Source organism: Alphaproteobacteria bacterium (assembly GCA_018063245.1).
GTDB lineage: Bacteria > Pseudomonadota > Alphaproteobacteria > JAGPBS01 > JAGPBS01 > JAGPBS01.
Genome location: JAGPBS010000007.1, coordinates 1 through 18,060, shown reverse-complemented (window position 1 = coordinate 18,060; position 18,060 = coordinate 1). Strand labels below are relative to the sequence as shown.

15 protein-coding genes are annotated in these 18,060 nt (G+C 41.4%); 11 read left to right on the top strand and 4 right to left on the bottom strand.

The genetic code is table 11. The features are described from left to right. From KBF71_01600 to KBF71_01550, 11 genes are all read left to right on the top strand, one after another. Positions 1-165 (top strand): hypothetical protein, encoded by a 165-nt coding sequence (locus KBF71_01600; protein ID MBP9877015.1) that lies wholly within the window; start codon positions 1-3, stop codon positions 163-165. After that, positions 166-1,446 (top strand): NADH-quinone oxidoreductase subunit NuoF, encoded by a 1,281-nt coding sequence (gene nuoF / locus KBF71_01595; protein ID MBP9877014.1) that lies wholly within the window; start codon positions 166-168, stop codon positions 1,444-1,446. A 30-nt stretch (positions 1,447-1,476) separates the two neighbouring features. Next, complete coding sequence (locus tag KBF71_01590; protein MBP9877013.1) at positions 1,477-3,534, top strand: NADH-quinone oxidoreductase subunit G; 2,058 nt, start codon at positions 1,477-1,479, stop codon at positions 3,532-3,534. Positions 3,535-3,737: 203 nt separating this feature from the next. Then, the gene (nuoH, locus tag KBF71_01585; GenBank protein ID MBP9877012.1) at positions 3,738-4,757 is read left to right on the top strand and encodes an NADH-quinone oxidoreductase subunit NuoH; all 1,020 of its coding nucleotides are present in this window, start codon (positions 3,738-3,740) and stop codon (positions 4,755-4,757) included. Between the two features lies 1 nt (position 4,758). Continuing rightward, positions 4,759-5,247 carry an NADH-quinone oxidoreductase subunit NuoI gene (gene nuoI / locus KBF71_01580; protein MBP9877011.1) on the top strand — a complete coding sequence of 163 codons (489 nt, stop codon included), beginning with the start codon at positions 4,759-4,761 and terminating at the stop codon, positions 5,245-5,247. 121 nt (positions 5,248-5,368) lie between these two features. Further along, complete coding sequence (locus KBF71_01575) at positions 5,369-5,986, top strand: NADH-quinone oxidoreductase subunit J (GenBank protein ID MBP9877010.1); 618 nt, start codon at positions 5,369-5,371, stop codon at positions 5,984-5,986. Between the two features lie 24 nt (positions 5,987-6,010). Then, positions 6,011-6,319: an NADH-quinone oxidoreductase subunit NuoK gene (nuoK, locus tag KBF71_01570; protein ID MBP9877009.1), complete on the top strand. Its 309-nt coding sequence runs from the start codon at positions 6,011-6,013 to the stop codon at positions 6,317-6,319. A 53-nt stretch (positions 6,320-6,372) separates the two neighbouring features. Further along, the gene (gene nuoL / locus KBF71_01565) at positions 6,373-8,307 is read left to right on the top strand and encodes an NADH-quinone oxidoreductase subunit L (GenBank protein MBP9877008.1); all 1,935 of its coding nucleotides are present in this window, start codon (positions 6,373-6,375) and stop codon (positions 8,305-8,307) included. Between the two features lie 34 nt (positions 8,308-8,341). Next, a complete protein-coding gene (locus tag KBF71_01560; GenBank protein MBP9877007.1) occupies positions 8,342-9,862 on the top strand; it encodes an NADH-quinone oxidoreductase subunit M in 1,521 nt (506 codons plus the stop codon). 212 nt (positions 9,863-10,074) lie between these two features. Continuing rightward, positions 10,075-11,520 carry an NADH-quinone oxidoreductase subunit NuoN gene (gene nuoN, locus KBF71_01555; protein ID MBP9877006.1) on the top strand — a complete coding sequence of 482 codons (1,446 nt, stop codon included), beginning with the start codon at positions 10,075-10,077 and terminating at the stop codon, positions 11,518-11,520. A 27-nt stretch (positions 11,521-11,547) separates the two neighbouring features. Continuing rightward, the gene (locus KBF71_01550) at positions 11,548-12,315 is read left to right on the top strand and encodes a biotin--[acetyl-CoA-carboxylase] ligase (GenBank protein MBP9877005.1); all 768 of its coding nucleotides are present in this window, start codon (positions 11,548-11,550) and stop codon (positions 12,313-12,315) included. Between the two features lie 278 nt (positions 12,316-12,593). Here the strand turns inward: KBF71_01550 and KBF71_01545 are convergent, their stop codons facing one another. From KBF71_01545 to KBF71_01530, 4 genes are all read right to left on the bottom strand, one after another. Continuing rightward, positions 12,594-13,880 (bottom strand): hypothetical protein, encoded by a 1,287-nt coding sequence (locus KBF71_01545; GenBank protein MBP9877004.1) that lies wholly within the window; start codon positions 13,878-13,880, stop codon positions 12,594-12,596. 93 nt (positions 13,881-13,973) lie between these two features. After that, the gene (locus tag KBF71_01540) at positions 13,974-14,927 is read right to left on the bottom strand and encodes an acetyl-CoA carboxylase carboxyltransferase subunit alpha (GenBank protein ID MBP9877003.1); all 954 of its coding nucleotides are present in this window, start codon (positions 14,925-14,927) and stop codon (positions 13,974-13,976) included. A gap of 88 nt (positions 14,928-15,015) precedes the next feature. After that, the gene (locus KBF71_01535; GenBank protein MBP9877002.1) at positions 15,016-16,419 is read right to left on the bottom strand and encodes a leucyl aminopeptidase family protein; all 1,404 of its coding nucleotides are present in this window, start codon (positions 16,417-16,419) and stop codon (positions 15,016-15,018) included. 31 nt (positions 16,420-16,450) lie between these two features. Continuing rightward, positions 16,451-17,764 carry a hypothetical protein gene (locus tag KBF71_01530; GenBank protein MBP9877001.1) on the bottom strand — a complete coding sequence of 438 codons (1,314 nt, stop codon included), beginning with the start codon at positions 17,762-17,764 and terminating at the stop codon, positions 16,451-16,453. Positions 17,765-18,060: the final 296 nt, after the last annotated feature.

The following is an 18,060-nucleotide window of genomic DNA, read 5'->3' as shown; positions in this document are numbered from 1 at the left end:
ATGAATTTTCAATATGATCAATCTTGTCATCCTGAATTTATTTCAGGATCTATGAGGAAAAGTAGAGGGATGCTGAAACAAGTTCAGGATGATATTTTCGATGTTCAGCATGACATGTGCGGCGTTGGACATGACATGTACGACGTTCAGGTAGGGGATAGATAGATGCTACAAGATCAGGATCGGATATTTACAAATCTCTACGGCTTTGAAAGTGCTGATTTAAAAGCAGCGCAGCGCCGAGGCGATTGGGATCAAACAGGTCAATTGGTTAAAAAAGGCCGTGAGTGGATTATTGAAGAGATTAAAAAATCAAGCTTACGTGGTAGAGGAGGCGCAGGTTTCCCAACAGGGTTGAAATGGTCCTTTATGCCACCACCATCAGCGAAGCCACATTACCTTGTTGTGAATGCGGATGAGAGTGAACCAGGGACATGCAAAGATAGAGATATTCTACGTTATGATCCTCATAAATTGGTTGAAGGCTGTCTTTTTGCTGGCGTTGCTATCAATGCACATACAGCTTACATCTATATTCGTGGCGAGTTTTATCATGAAGCTTTGGCGGTTCAAAAGGCAATTGATGAGGCCTACGATGCTGGATTCTTGGGTAAAAATGCTGCAGGAAGTGGTTGGGATTTTGATGTCTATCTTCACAGAGGCGCAGGAGCCTACATTTGTGGTGAAGAATCTGCTTTGCTTGAAAGCCTAGAAGGCAAGAAGGGGCAGCCCCGAAATAAACCTCCTTTCCCAGCGAATGCGGGCCTTTATTCATGCCCAACAACAGTGAATAATGTTGAGAGTATTGCTGTTGTTCCGACAATTTTACGTCGGTCAGCTGATTGGTTTTTACAATTTGGTCGTCCTAAAAATTCAGGGACAAAGCTTTTTTGTATTTCTGGTCATGTCAATACGCCTTGTAATGTTGAAGAATCAATGAGTATTCCGCTGCGTGAGCTTCTTGAAAAGCATGCAGGTGGTATCCGTGGTGGATGGGATAATCTCAAAGCAGTGATTCCTGGTGGATCTTCAACGCCGATGCTTCCAAAGCATATTTGTGAATCTGTCTTGATGGATTTTGATGGTCTCAAAGAAGTTGGAACAGGTCTTGGAACAGCGGGCGTTATCGTGATGGATAAGTCAACAGATGTGATTGAAGCGATTGCACGCTTATCGCATTTCTATATGCATGAGAGTTGTGGACAATGTACGCCTTGCCGAGAAGGAACAGGTTGGATGTGGCGCGTGATGCAACGCATGGTGAGAGGTCAGGCTCGGATTGATGAGATTGATCAATTGCTCGATGTCACAAAACAGATTGAAGGCCATACAATTTGCGCTCTTGGTGATGCGGCTGCTTGGCCAATTCAAGGACTGATTCGTCACTTTAGGGATGAGATGGAAGATCGCATTATGACTTATCGGAAAACGGCTAAGGCTGCGTAAGAAAAGAAGTTTGAAAGAATAGGACACAAAATGCCAAAGTTAAAAATAGATGGGATGGAAATTGAAGTTGAACAAGGGATGTCAATTTTGCAGGCTTGCGAACAGCTTGGAATTGAAGTGCCACGTTTTTGCTATCACGATCGCCTCTCTGTTCCCGCCAATTGCCGCATGTGTTTGGTTGATATGGAAAACTCACCAAAGCCGGTTGCAAGCTGTGCAATGCCTTGTGGTGAGGGGATGATTATTCACACCAAAAGTGAGCGGGCGAAAAAAGCGCGTAAAGGTGTGATGGAATTTTTATTGATCAACCATCCGCTTGATTGTCCTATTTGTGATCAGGGTGGTGAGTGTGATTTGCAAGATCAAGCCATGGCCTATGGGTATGATGAGAGCCGTTATTCTGAACCAAAACGTGCGGTGGAAGAAAAAGACTTTGGTCCTTTGATCAAAACCTTTATGACTCGCTGCATTCACTGTACAAGATGTGTGCGATTTTCTGAAGAAATCGCCGGAACCAATGAGCTGGGTGCGACCTATCGTGGTGAACATATGGAAATTGGAACCTATGTTGAAAAGGCCATTTCATCTGAATTATCAGGGAATATGATTGATATCTGTCCAGTTGGTGCTTTGACATCGAAACCTTATGCTTTTAGAGCTCGCTCTTGGGAACTTCGTAAATGTGAGACTGTAGATGTAATGGATGCGGTGGGTTCGAACATTCGGATGGATGTCCGTGGTGGTGAAGTCATGCGTATTTTGCCGACCTTGAATGAAGATATCAATGAAGAATGGATCTCAGATAAAACACGCTTTGTTTATGATGGACTTAAAAATCAACGCTTGGATCAACCTTATGTTCGCAAAAAGGGCAAGCTTGAGCCTGTGAGTTGGGAAGAGGCGCTTGCTTTTGCTGCAAAAAAGTTAAAGGCCTTTGATGGGAAAGAAATCGCAGCTCTCGCTGGGGATCTGGCTGATGTTGAATCGATGTTTGCCTTGAAGGATTTAATGACTGAATTGGGCTCAACTCATTTGGAATGCCGCGTTGATGGGGCACAATTTGATGTGTCAGAACCGTCTGGTTATCTGTTCAATACATCGATCGCAGGCATTGAAAAAGCTGATGCAATTCTACTTGTTGGCACTGATCCAAGACATGAAGCGACGCTGATCAATGCGCGTATTCGCAAAAGATATTTACAGACTGATCTCAAAGTGGCTCTGATTGGTGAAGAAGTTGATTTAACTTATCCAGTCAATCACTTAGGAGGTGATGTTCAGATTCTGGATGAGGTTTTATCTGGTAAAAACGCTTTCTCAAAAGTGCTAAAAGATGCACAGAATCCAATGATCATTGTTGGCATGGGCGCTTTGCAACGTGATGATGCAAAAGCCATTCAATATAAATGTGCTGAGATTGCACAGAAATACAAAATGATCAAAGACGATTTTAATGGCTTCAATGTGTTGCAGACAGCTGCAAGCAGGGTTGGGGCTTTAGAAATTGGCTTTGTTCCGAAGCAAAAAACAAGATCGCTTGAGGATCTGTTGAGTGACTGCGCATCAGGTAAAATTAAAGCCGTGTACTTGTTGGGAGCGGATGAAGTTGATATGTCTAAACTCAAGGATTGTTTTGTGATATATCAAGGCCATCATGGAGATGCAGGTGCAATGATTGCAGATGTTATTTTCCCGGGCTGTGCTTATTCTGAAAAGCGTGGAACCTACGTGAATTGTGAAGGCCGCGTTCAACAGACAAGACGTGCTGTCTTTCCTGTGGGTGAGGCAAAAGAAGATTGGCGGATTATCAGAGCTCTTTCGCAAGCATTAGACATGCCGCTTGCTTATGATGATGAGCATGAATTATGGGCTGCGCTTACAAAGAGCTATCCGTTGTTTGCAGAGATGAATCGATTGAAAAAGCGGCCAATGAAGGATTTCGGTGCTGAGGGGAAAATGTTGAAAAAGCCATTTACCTTACCGATTCAGAATTATTACATGACCAACGTCATTTGCAGAGCGTCAAAAACAATGGCAGATTGTGTGAAATCCTTTCTGATGGAGGATGCAAATGACAAAGCAGCTTAACCTATTCGAAAATCGTCATTCAGAGTCGCCCCCACAAGGGGCGACGTGGAATCTCTGCAAAGCATCAACTAATGCTGCACTGATTTCTTGTTTTCAGGAGACTCCACGCCCTCCTAGAAGGAGGGCTCTGAGTGACGGCTCTTTAAATTTTGATATTGATTTCAGTAAATTACTTCATCTTGTAACGAAAAAAGGAGATTTCTATGCTTGAGTTTTGGAATCAGTTTGGATGGCCTTTTCTTTTTATTTTGATCAAGATTCTGGCGATTGTCGTTCCTTTATTGGTAGCCGTTGCTTATGTGACTTACGCTGAACGCAAAGTGATGGCAGCGATGCAATTGCGTCAAGGGCCTAATTTGGTGGGGCCCTTCGGCTTGTTACAGCCTTTTGCGGATGGCTTAAAGCTATTTTCGAAAGAGACAATTATTCCAACAGGGGCTAATACATTTGTTTTTGTAATGGCGCCAATGTTGACCTTTATGCTTTCACTCGTTGCTTGGGCTGTGATTCCCTTCGGTGAAGGAATGGTTCTGGCCAATATTAACGTTGGTGTTTTGTATCTTTTCGCCATTTCATCAATGGGTGTCTATGGCATTATCATGGCGGGTTGGGCCTCCAATTCAAAATACGCATTTCTGGGTGGTCTTCGGTCGGCAGCTCAGATGATTTCATATGAAGTCTCCATGGGATTTGTGATTGTGTCTGTGCTTCTTTGTGTGGGGTCCTTGAATTTAACCGATGTTGTTTTGGCGCAAAAAAAGATTTGGTTTTGCATTCCACTCTTTCCAATGTTTGTGATTTTCTTTATTTCTGCCTTGGCGGAAACAAACAGAACACCGTTCGATCTGCCTGAGGGTGAATCTGAGTTGGTTGGTGGTTATAACGTTGAATATTCTGCCATGACCTTTGCGCTCTTTTTCTTGGGTGAATATGCCAATATGATTTTAATGAGCGGCATGACATCTGTTTTATTTTTGGGCGGATGGTTGCCTCCTTTAGATATTGCACCATTCAATTGGATTCCCGGGATTGTCTGGTTTGGGATGAAGATTTCATTCATGTTGTTCTTATTTATATGGGTGAGAGCGACTGTGCCAAGGTATCGTTATGATCAATTGATGCGTCTTGGATGGAAAGTTTTTTTACCATTTTCTTTATTGTGGGTTGTATTGACAGCAGGTGCGTTGCTTTACTTTGATCTTTTGCCGAATATGGGGGCGTAATATGAGAAGCATTACAGATTTTTTCAGATCTTTTTTCTTGATAGAGATTCTCAAAGGGATGAGGCTTACTTTCTCTTATATGTTTCGGCCAGCTGTGACACTTAATTATCCGAATGAGAAGGGGCCGCTCAGTGCTCGTTTTCGCGGTGAACATGCTTTACGTCGTTATATGAATGGCGAGGAGCGTTGCATCGCTTGTAAATTATGTGAGGCTGTTTGTCCTGCCCTTGCGATTACGATTGAAGCAGAGCCGAGAGATGATGGATCACGGCGTACAACGCGTTATGATATCGATATGACAAAGTGCATTTATTGTGGGCTATGCCAAGAGGCTTGTCCTGTGGATGCTATTGTTGAGGGGCCAAATTTCGAATTTTCAACCGAAACGCGTGAAGAATTGTTTTATTCGAAAGCAAAACTAATTGACAATGGTGATCGCTGGGAAGGTCTGATTGCTGCAAATCTTGTAAAGGATGCTCCTTACAGATAAAAATAAAAAATATTGGTTGACAGCTTGGGCTTAAATTGATATTCGAGAAACAAAAAGAAAGATAAGACGCAAATAAAATGTATACTGTTCAAAAAAGAAAAAGACAAAATGAGGTGATTCAATGGTGATCCAAGCACTTATTTTTTATTTATTTGCAACGCTTTTGGTTGTCTCTGGACTCATGGTGATCACGGCTAAAAATCAGGTCTATTCCGTTCTTTATTTGATCCTTGCTTTCTTTAATGCTGCAGGTCTCTTTGTGCTTTTAGGTGCTGAATTTTTAGCGATGATTTTGGTTGTCGTCTATGTTGGAGCCGTTGCGGTTTTATTTCTTTTTGTTGTGATGATGCTTGATGTTGATATGAGTACTGTCAAGCGCGGTGTCATCCGCTATTTACCTTTTGGGCTTTTGGTATCAGGTATTATTCTGGCTGAATTTTTCATGGTCTTTTCAGCTTGGAAGATTGATCCTGCCATGGTTAAGGCGCAGTTCCAAATGCCAGTTTTAGAGCAGGTGACCAATACAGAAGCGCTTGGTATGATTCTCTATACAGATCTTATCTATTTGTTCTGGGTTTCAGGATTAATCTTGTTGGTTGCGATGATTGGGGCGATTGTTTTGACGCTCCGTGATAAAAAACAAGCAAAGCGTCAGAATATTTCAGCTCAAGTGAATGCAAGAGCTGAGGACATTCTCAGTGTGAAAAAAGTAGAAATTGGTGCGGGGATTACAGAATGAATCTTTTAAAAGGAGATATGTAAGATGGAAATTGGAATCTATCATTTTCTCACAGTTGCGGCGATTTTATTTTGCTTAGGTATTTTGGGCATTTTCTTGAATCGGAAAAACGTGATTGTTCTATTGATGTCACTCGAGTTGATTCTTTTGTCAGTGAATATCAATTTGGTAACATTTTCAGCCTTTTTACATGATCTAACGGGGCAAGCTTTTGCGATGTTTATTTTAACAGTTGCGGCGGCAGAAGCGTCGATTGGACTTGCGATTTTGGTGACATATTTCAGAAACAGGGGATCGATTGCTGTGGATGATATGCAGGCGATGAAGGGGTAACGGATGATTGGAGTATTTGACATAGTACATGCGCATGAGGTGATACAATGACGATGGCTTTATGGATCCTATTGGCCCCGCTTTTGGGTGCATCGCTCGCAGGCTTTGGTGGTACAATCTTAAAAGACAGAGGCTCGCAATTTGTGACTTGCTTAGGCTTGATTGTTTCTGCTGTGCTTTCAACAATTATGTTTAAGGAAGTCGCGCTGGGTGGTCAGCCTGTTGAATATATTCTACTCCCTTGGATTGAAAGTGGTCATTTCCATGTTGATTGGGCGATTAAAATTGATACGCTATCTGCGGTGATGCTTGTTGTTGTGACCTATGTGTCAACAGCTGTTCATATTTATTCAGTTGGTTATATGTCAGATGATCCGCATAAGCCAAGGTTCATGTCTTATTTGAGCCTTTTTACTTTTGCGATGCTGATGCTGGTAACCGCGAATAACTTCATCCAAATGTTCTTTGGCTGGGAAGGGGTTGGGCTTGCGTCCTATTTGCTGATTAATTTCTGGTATGAAAAAGATAGCGCGAATGCAGCAGCGATTAAAGCTTTCCTTGTAAATCGGTGTGGGGATTTTGGATTTGCGCTTGGTATCTGTACAATTTTCTATCTGTTTGGCGCTGTTGACTTCAAAACAGTTTTTTCGCAAGTTGTGAATGTGAAGGATTTTGAAATCTTGTTTTTAGGCCATAGTTTCCATGGATTGACTTTTGCTTGTATGCTTCTGTTTATTGGCGCTATGGGTAAATCAGCCCAGCTTGGTCTACATACCTGGCTTCCTGATGCGATGGAAGGGCCAACACCTGTGTCTGCATTGATCCATGCGGCAACAATGGTGACTGCGGGTGTTTTTATGGTTGCGCGTCTTTCTCCTCTTTTTGAATATGCACCAGCGGCTCTGTTGGTTGTAACGATTGTGGGGGCTTTAACAGCAATTGTGGCTGCGAGTATTGGTCTTACTCAATTTGATATTAAACGTGTGATTGCTTATTCAACAATGAGTCAGCTTGGATATATGTTCTTTGCGGCAGGTGTTTCTGCCTATAGTGCATCGATTTTCCATTTATTTACACATGCTTTCTTTAAGGCGCTTTTGTTTTTAGGTGCAGGATCTGTGATTCATGCACTCTCGCACGAGCAAGATATGCGTAAAATGGGTGGAATCTGGAAAAAAATACCAGCGACCTATGCGTTAATGTGGATCGGTTCATTGGCTCTTGCGGGGATTCCAATCTTTTCAGGCTTTTACTCTAAGGATATGATTTTAGAGGTGAGCTATGCCTCAGGCACAGATTATGGATTTTTTGCCTATTGTCTTGGTCTGATTGCTGCTTTTATGACGGCATTTTATTCATGGCGTTTGATTATGTTGACCTTCCATGGCAAGCCGAGGGCGGATAAAAAAGTGATGGCTCATGTTCATGAGTCTCCGTTAGTGATGATGATTCCATTGATTGTGTTAGGTTTGGGATCTGTCTTTGCGGGCATGTGGGGATATGAATATTTTGTTGGTGAAGGCAGAGCTGCTTTCTGGGGAAGTGCGATTTTTGTAGCGCAAGGTCACGATACAGTTGAGGCTGCACATCATGTTTCTATGCTTGTGAAATATGCACCTTTGGGGATTTCGCTTTTGGGTATTGTAATGGCAATTTTGTTCTATGGACCTTTTGCAACAGGCCCTCAAATGATATCGAAACTTTTCTCGCCTTTGTACAGACTCTTTTATCGCAAATGGTATTTTGATGAGCTCTATGATTATGTCTTTGTTCAGCAATCAAAGTTTTTGGGTAAGATGTTTTGGCTTGGTGGTGATAAGGCGATTATCGATGGTGTGGGGCCAGATGGGACTTCATCATTCGTGCGTAACTTTGCGAAAAATATGGTCCGCTTGCAGACTGGATATGTCTATCATTATGCTTTTGCGATGATTCTAGGCCTTTTGGCTTTGATGATCTATGTAACAATTAAATTCTATCAATACTAACCTGTTGATTTGGTGACAAAAAAAGGAAGACGACATGAGTGACTGGCCAATATTATCGATCATAACTTTCCTCCCGCTTGTTGGTGCATTGGGAATCTTACTTTTGCCAGGAAAACAAGAGTTAACATCAAGACTGTCAAAGCAAATTGCTTTATGGACATCGCTTGTGACTTTTGCTGTGTCTCTTGTGATGATGCGTTCTTTTGATGCAGGTCTTACAGATTTTCAGTTGGTTGAGAATGTGACTTGGCTCAAAGGATTCAACATCAATTATGTAATGGGTGTGGATGGTATTTCGGTTTTGTTTGTGTTGCTTTCAACCTTTTTGACCCCATTGTGTATTTTGGCAAGCTGGGCATCCATTAAGGATCGTGTGCGTGAATATATGATCGCCTTTTTGATTTTAGAAACCATGATGGTTGGAATGTTCTGTGCTTTGGATCTTTTGGTATTCTACATTTTCTTTGAGGGGGTATTGCTGCCGATGTTCTTGATCATTGGTGTATGGGGAGGGCCGAGACGGGTTTATGCTTCTTTTAAATTTTTCCTTTATACGCTTTTGGGATCTGTCTTGATGTTGGTTGCCGTGATCAGCCTTTATGTGATGGCCGAGACAACTGATATGTCTGTTCTGATGAACTTCAAGATTGATCCTGCGGTTCAATTTTGGCTCTTTTTGGCTTTCTTTGCGTCTTTTGCGGTGAAGGTTCCAATGTGGCCAGTTCATACATGGTTGCCTGATGCGCACGTCGAAGCGCCTACAGCTGGATCGGTGATCTTGGCGGGTGTACTCTTGAAGATGGGTGGGTACGGATTTTTGAGATTTTCCATTCCGCTCTTCCCGGATGCTTCTGAATTTTTTGCACCGATCATTTATGGACTTAGTATGATTGCGATTGTTTACACGTCGCTTGTGGCACTTGCTCAATCAGATATGAAAAAATTGATTGCCTATTCATCGATTGCCCATATGGGCTTTGTGACGATTGGTATTTTCACCATGACTCAACAGGGGATTCAAGGCGCCATTTTCCAAATGTTGTCACATGGAATTGTGTCAGCAGCTTTATTCCTGTGTGTGGGCGTTGTTTATGATCGTCTTCATAGCCGTGAGATTGGTGATTATGGAGGTGTTGTCAAAGTCATGCCTCGCTATGCCTTTGTCTTTATGGTTATGATGCTTGGGTCAGTTGGCTTACCTGGAACGAGTGGATTTATTGGTGAGTTCTTGGTTCTGGTGGGTGCTTTTAGAGTCAATAATACGGTGGCCTTTGTTGCGGCAACTGGGCTGATTTTGGGTGCGGCCTATATGCTCTGGCTCTATCGCCGTGTGATCTTCGGAACAATTCATAATAAAGCTGTTGCAGCCTTTGAAGATTTATCATGGAGAGAGATGGCTATTTTTGCACCTTTGATCCTCATGGTTTTCTGGATGGGATTTTACCCTAAGCCCTTTTTGCACATTATGGATGTATCAGTTGGTCATTTGATTCAATCGTATGAATTTGCTTTGGATACGTCTCACGGCATTCAGATTGGGTTTTTGGGGAGATAGTCATGAGACATATTGATTGTTCAGTTTTTAAAAATGCAGTGAATCTGAGGCTAGAGGTTGAGCGTCAGATGCGTGCTTTTGAAATGCAATCAATCTTGTATTGTGAGATTCCCAGGTCTTCAAGGAAATTAAAAGTACGGTTTTGGGTTAATAAATTGGTGTCACTGTTTACAACAAGATACTGTCATGAAATGAATGTAAGGAACTAGGATATGTCTTTTGCGTTATTATTACCGGCTTTGCCAGAAATTGGTCTCTCCTTTATGGGAATGTTCTTTTTGATCCTTGGGGTCTTTAGAGGGAATCAATCTGTGCGGATGATCAGTTGGCTTACTGTGATTGCTCTGGTTGCTTTTATGGCGATATTGGTTGGGCTTGATATGAGTCATAAGCATTTTCTGTTTAAGCAGTATTTTGTGATGGATCACTTTTCTTACTTTTTTAAGATCTTGATTGTCGCTGCTGTTTCAATTTCGCTTTATCTATCCTTGAACTTCAATGAATATGCGGGGATGAATCGGTTTGAATATCCGGTATTGCTTCTTTTTGCAACAATTGGAATGATGATGATGGTCTCAGCCCATGATATGATGTCTCTTTACGTAGGGCTAGAGCTGCAAAGTCTTTCATTGTATGTGATTGCTGCTTTTATGCGTGATGATGTTCAATCAAGTGAAGCGGGTCTTAAGTACTTTATTTTGGGATCATTGTCTTCAGGGCTCTTTCTGTACGGTGCATCGTTGATTTATGGTTTTACAGGTACAACAAACTTTACAGATTTGAACCATTTTTTTGTTGCCAATGAAATGGGGCAGGGTGTTTATTTAGGTGTTGTCTTTGTCTTGGCTGGCTTGGTGTTTAAAATTTCTGTGGTTCCCTTCCATATGTGGACGCCTGATGTTTATGAAGGTGCGCCAACGCCTGTAACAGCTTTGTTTTCCATGGCGCCTAAGATTGCAGCGATGGGCATGTTTGTTCGTGTTTTTATGGAACCTTTTGCTGAAGCTTTTTCTGAAACGCAGGTCTTGCTGATATGGGGATCTGTTTTATCTATGTTTGTTGGTTCACTAGGCGCATTGCGTCAGCAAAATATCAAACGCTTTTTGGCCTATAGCTCAATTGGGCACGTGGGCTTTGCTCTTTTGGGTTTGGTTGCAGGTACAGAAGAAGGCGTGAGAAACTTACTTTTATATTTAGTCATCTATCTCTTTATGAATGCAGGTGTTTTTGGTGTGATTCTCTCATTGCGTCGTGATGGGAAATATATCACGCGGATTGACGAACTCGCGGGGCTTTCAAAAACAAACCCGATGCTAGCTTTTGTGATGACTGTATTGATGTTCTCGATGGCAGGGATTCCGCCATTGGCTGGGTTTTTTGCAAAATTTTACGTCTTTATGTCAGTTATTCATGCTGAGTTATATACGGTTGCGATTTTGGGTGTTCTCGCTTCAGTAGTAGCGGCTTACTATTATCTATGGATTATCAAGGTGATTTATTTTGATAGGCCTCCAGAAGATTCAGTCTTGTATTCTGACCCAGAATTAAGACCAATTTTGCTGATTAGCATTTTTGTTGTGGTTTTTTTCTTTTTGTTTGCAAATCCTGTGTTAAACTTTGCTATGCATGGTGCAAAGGCACTTTTTGTGGTAGGTTAAATTCAATTTGCGAAGAAAGGCATAAAGATGGGATCTGATATCAATATTGCAATGAATGAAAAATATCATATTCATCGTTTTGCCGTTGTAGATAGTACGATGGATGAGTTGAAACGCTTAATTGTGAAATTGCCTGAGACGCCTGAGTTTACAGTTATTCTTGCGAAAACACAGCAGAACGGTCGTGGCCGTCGTGGTAAGGTTTGGGTTTCAGATGAAGGGAATTTATATTTTTCAATCTACTTGAGGCCAAACTGCTTGCTCAGTCAAGCAACACAGATTAATTTTGTAGCCTCGCTTGCCCTTGTGGATTTGCTTGAAGAATATCATCTAAAGCCGAAGCTGAAATGGCCGAATGACGTGTTGGTTCAAGGCCAAAAAGTATCAGGCATTTTGATGGAAAGTGATGCTGACTCAGCAGCTCATGTGAAGTGGATTCTGTTAGGTGTTGGTTTGAATGTATTTCATGCACCAGATAACTTACCTTATCCTGCAACTTATATTGCCAAAATTACAAAAAAGGAACATGATCTGGATGTTCTTTTATCTAAGTTTCTATCTTATTTCACAGCGCGATATAATCAGTGGTTAGAAAATGGTTTTGAAAGGTTGAGAGCAGATTGGCTTGCTCATTCAGCACACGAATTGGGTTCAAAAATAACCATTCAATCAGATAAAAAGATTGTGGGCACATTTGAAACGCTTACAGAGAGCGGTGCTTTGCAGATTCGGTCATTGAATGAAGCAAAGCACATTATGACCATTCACGCAGGCGATGTGTTGCTGAATGTTTAGGTGTTGAGACTGCTACAAAAGTCATAATGAAAGCAGAACAAGGGTCTCTTTCCGCCATATCTGGGTGCCTATAATAGTGCAATAAAAACGTCATTGCGAGGAAGCCGAAGGCTGACGCGGCAATCTTATTGTTTTTGAAGAGGGGATAGCCATCAGCCTACGCCCATCCGTCTTCGCTGAAACTACGATGAGATCTTCTGCCTGACAGGCGGACTTCTATAGGAGCCTCTGAGTGATGGTGTTTGACTTTCGCAGCAGTCTCACAATGCTTTGATAAGTTAAGTATCTATACTTGCGATTGATGGGTTTTGGGCGAAGGCTTCTTCAAGCGCTCTTTTAGAGATGTCACTCATACTGTTGCCCCTTATCTCAAGACGCGTAAGAGATGGATTAAGTGTGATCGCTTCAGCAAGTGCAAATGCCCCAGCATCAGTGATCCTATTGCCAGACAGATTGAGGGACCTTAGCGATTTATTGACTTTCAGAGATTCAGCGATGAATGTTGCGTTTGCGGAATCAATATTGTTATGACTAAGATCAAGACTCTCGAGCACATTATTTACTTTGAGAGCTTCAGCGAGAGCATTTAATCCTTCATTGTTCAGATTTGTGCTGGAGAGGTTCAGTTTTTGAAGAGATGTGTTTTTGGTAAGAGCAGATGCGATACATTTGATGCCGACATCAGGTATCTTGCAAGACTTAAGGTCGAGGCTTGAGAGTGTTTGATTGAGTATAAGGGCTTGAGCAATCCATCTTATTCCATATTCAATAGTGGTAGAATTAAGATGAAGTTCCTTTAACGTCTTGTTCATTTTAAGTGATTCACCGAGTGATTCAATACCAAAATCACTCACATTAACATGTGATAGATTAAGACTTATGAGAGTTTTATTTTCTTTAAGAATTTCAGCGAGAGCGATGACTCTATCAGTGTCAATACCTTGAAGAGTTAAACTTTTGAGGGTTGTGTTCTTTTTAAGAGCTTCAATGAAGTTCATGAACTCCTCGTCATTTAATGTGCAAATATCTATATGTTTGATGTAAGAAGGTATTTGTAATGTAGCTCCGAGTACTGCAGGATTTTGTATTTTGCATTCATACCAAAGTCCTATCATTTCACAGAGTACTGGGTCTCCAGCACAAAGATTTATTATTTGTTGAAAGGATTGAAAAAATATCGTTGTTTTATTGAGAGCTGCTGCGCTTTGGATGATTGGCTTAAAAATTGAATTAAAGATTTCAATTGCAACGGTATTGTCAGCTGAACAGAGGGCGCTCATTTCAGTAAAAATGTCTAAAACTGTATCTTCATGTTGCATTAATCTCAATTCCATATCGAGTGCACGGGAGAGTGCTTCTATTAAAGTAGGAGAGGAGGCATCTGCAAAAGCTTTGAGGTATACTGTTCTTTCAGCAAGAGGTTTTTCCCTAAATTCAGCTGCATATTGGCTGAGGAGAGCAAGATGCAATTTAGATTCAGGTCTTTCCATCTTGAGATCAAGAGGCTTTTTTTCTTCAGGTTTTTCTGTTGATTGAGGGGGTAGTAAAAATTTAACCAATGACATGGTTGTTTCCTTTCAATAAAAAGTCAGTAAACAAAATATGAAGTAAAAATATGTGCTAAAAGCAACTTACGTTAGTATGATCGTTTCGTTTCCTTAAAATTGACGTCCCATGGCGACATATTTTTCAAATCGATGATTGGTGAGTGTTTTGGAATCGATCTGAGAAAGACCTGAAAATCCTTTGCGAATGCAGTCAGCTGTACTACTCATTGTTGCTGCGTGGTCACGATGAGCACCGCCTAAAGGTTCAGAAATGATAGAATCAATAATTCTGAGTTTCAGAAGATCTTGCGCTGTGATGTTTAAAGCTGCAGCTGCTTCTTTTGATTTTGTGCCGTCACGCCATAGAATAGAAGCACAGCCTTCTGGTGAAATGACAGAGTAAATTGCATGTTCAAGCATATAAACACGATCAGCTGCCGCAATCGCGATTGCCCCGCCAGATCCACCTTCGCCAATCACAACACTGATAAATGGTGTTTGGATTGTGAGGCATTTTTCAATGCCGCGTGCAATCGCTTCAGCTTGGCCACGTTCTTCTGCATCAATACCAGGATAGGCGCCAGATGTATCCACAAAGCTAAGAACTGGAATATTGAATTTTTCAGCTAAATCCATGATGCGATTTGCTTTTCGATAGCCTTCTGGGCGAGCCATACCAAAATTGTGATGCATTCTGGATTCAGTGTCTGATCCTTTTTCTTGAGCAAGAATAGCAACAGATTGACCTTCGAAACGACCAAGGCCAGCAATAAGAGCATAATCTTCGCCATAATAACGATCGCCAGCAAGAGGCTGAAAATCAGTGATAAGATTTTGAATATAGTCTTTTGCATGTGGACGCTGAGGATGTCTTGCAACTTGAACTTTTTGAGCCGGTGTGAGCTTTTCGTAAGTTGCTTTTAGAAGTTTTTCAAGCTTTTGTTCAAGGGTTGAAAGCTCTTCAACAATATCAAGTGCACCATTAGAGCCAGAGAGGTGGCGTAGCTCACGGAGTTTGCCTTCTAGTTCTGCAATTGGTTTTTCAAAATCTAAGTAGCTCAGCATTGGTTTTATCCTTTTACACCAGAGAAATTTACAAAAAATTACCATATTTCAAATCAAAAAGCTACGATTTAAAATGGTAATATCTCTTTTAGGCTTGATATCGTTTTTCTAAAAAGTGATAGATGGCTCTGATCGCCATGGCTTCTCCGCCTTCTGGACGTCCAGGTTTTTTTCTCAAATTCCAGGCCATGAGATCAAAATGGATCCAAGGAACGCTTTCTGTTGAAATAAAACGTTCTAAGAAGAGAGCTGCCGTGATAGCGCCCCCATATCCCCCATTTCCGCTGTTGGTTATATCAGCAAAAGGTGTATCTAACTCATTATTGTATCCAGTCCAGAGGGGAAGGCGCCAGAGAGGATCTTTGACAGCAAAAGAGGCTTCTGCTAAAGCCTGTGCATCGGCATCTTTGTTGCAGAAGAGAACCGGCACTTCTGTCCCTAGAGCCACGCGTGCAGCACCAGTGAGCGTTGCAAAATCAATGATCAGATCCGGTTTCATATCATCAGCATAAGAAAGGGCATCTGCAAGGATGACTCTGCCTTCAGCATCCGTATTGCCGATTTCAATGGAAAGTCCCTTGCGTGATGGAATGATGTCCGAGGGGCGGTAAGCATTGCCTGAAATCGCATTTTCAACCGATGGAATCAAAACGGTTAGGTTTACAGGCATTTTGTTTGCCATGATGAGATGTGCAAGGCCTAAAACATGGGCAGCGCCACCCATATCTTTTTTCATAAGACGCATGTTTGAAGATGGCTTGATATCAAGGCCTCCTGAATCAAAGGTGACGCCCTTACCAACCAGAATGAGATGAGGGTGCGATTTATCTCCCCATGTTAATTCGATAAAATAAGGGTCAGCCTCGGCAGCTTTGCCAACTTCATAAATGGCTGGGAAATTTTTCGCAAGAAGATCTTTGCCTTTAATCGATTTTGCTTTGGCTTTATGGTGTTTTGCTAATTTTTCTGCTTCTATCCAAATTTTCTCAGGAGTCAGGTCATTAGCGGGTCTGTTGATGAGATCTCTGACTTTATAAATAGCAGATGCCATTGTTTTTAAAGAGTCAATAGAGACGGCTTTCGGGCAAGTTAATTGAGTTTTCAGAGGCTCTTTTGTTTTGAAATTGGTGAACTGATAGCTGCCCAGGATCCAAGAGAGACAGAGCAATTTTTGGTATTCGGTTGGTAAGTCAGATTCAAGCCTATAGGTGCCAGCCGGTAAACGGAGGGGCAGATCTCCCATTGACCAAATCGCCTCATAGGATTGAGCTAATTTTGGGTCTGTCTCAATTCCAAGGAGTACTTGTGATAAAGAGCCATCTTCATCAGGGATTATAATCATCTGGCCCGGTTTGGCTTCAAAATTCTGCGTTTTACACCATTGTCTTTCTTTTTTGCTTAATGGTGCCGTTTGAAAATTGTCGGTATTGACGATGTGAATAGGGATGGCATCGTTACTGTCTGCAATGATATTGAGTTCATATAGCGGCATTATTTATTTCCTTTATTGAGCCTTGAGTGGCTTACTCTGTGTCTAATTCTGCATCAGGGATGAGCTGCTCTATCATATCGGTTGCAGTCATATTGATATCAATCTCGGTGCCATTCTGTCTGAGAATCGGGAGAGCATCATCAGCATAGACTGATGTGTCAGTCAAATTGACATATTGCAACTTTTTGAGGGGCAGAAGTGTTGACAGATAAAGTTCCAGATTTTGATTGCGGGATAGATCTAAGTATTCGATATTTTCCAGCATTGTGATTTGCTCCGGAACAAGCGTCAAATTTGTATTGGCCAAGTCTAGTCTTTGAAGCAATCTCACACGTGGAAAAAGATCTTCTAGTTCAGTATCAAGCATTGTGAAAGGGTTATCAGACATTTCAAGACTAGTGAGGTTTGTGAGGTTTTTGATCTGCATAGGTAAAGATCGAAAAGAATTCAATGACAAGTTCAATTGGGCCAAATTTGTCAAATCGCCAATACCTGAAGGTAAATTATCAATCTGATTTTTAGTTACGTTCAATGATGTCAAGTTTTTAAGTTGAGAGACACTATCCGGAAGGGCTATCAGGCTATTGTTTGACAGAGTTAATTCACTGAGTGCATTAAGGTTTCCGAATTCATCTGGTAGAGATGCTAATTGGTTATTGGCGAGCATCAAGATGTTTAAGCTTGAAAGCTGGCAAAAACTTGTAGGTAAAGTTGTGAGCAGATTATCCGTTAGATCTAGATATTCTAAAGCATAGAGCTCGCCTATTTCATCAGGAAGGCTTGTCAGATGATTGGCATTGATTTCAAGATGAGTTAGACTTTTAAGGCTTGTGATTGGTTTTGGAAAAGCAATGAAGTGGTTTCCGGAGAGGCGCAGTGTTTTTATGTTTGTAAAACGGTCCATTTCAGGAGGGAGCATGATTAAATTTTCTTTGAGCTCAAATGATTCTGTTGTTGCATCTTCTTTCAAAATCAATTCACGTGCGGCTGCGTAAGCTTTATAAGCGTCACTGAGTGTGATTTTTTTACTGTCTTCAAGGATTTGGTTAACACGATTTACTTCTTTGTTGAAGCGACGAACATGTTTGTTAAATTCTTCCGTTGATTTGAATTGATCACGTGAGAGGTTCTTTTGTAGGTCTTTGATTGAGAGATTTGTTTCTTTTGAGAGATTTTCAAGAATAGAATTTGAGATTGTTTGGAGCTCAGCGGATGCCGCTGATTCAGGCGTGTTTGCAGGAGGCGAATTGGTCACAATGATGGAAACTGCAATAAGCCCAATGATAAAGGCAACGCCGATGATGATTTGTTTTGATGAGACTTGATATGGAGAGGATTTAGGCATTGTAAGAGCTCCTTTTGGAATGCGCATTAACAAAGATTCCTCTATTTTAAACTTGTAACTTGACCGACTCAAGAGAATTTCGAGGCGAGGACACAACATACGTCTGAAAAAGAAAAACATCGTCGCGTGTACAATAGGACTGCTACAAAAACGAAATCTGGAGTAGTTCTCGTCATATATGGACGCCGATGATAATACAAGAAAAAAATCGAAAGCGATGTGTATAAGGAGAATTGAAGCTGTCATATATTCGGCATCTATGCGCCATAATGGTTTCTGCATTCTGCTTTTGATCC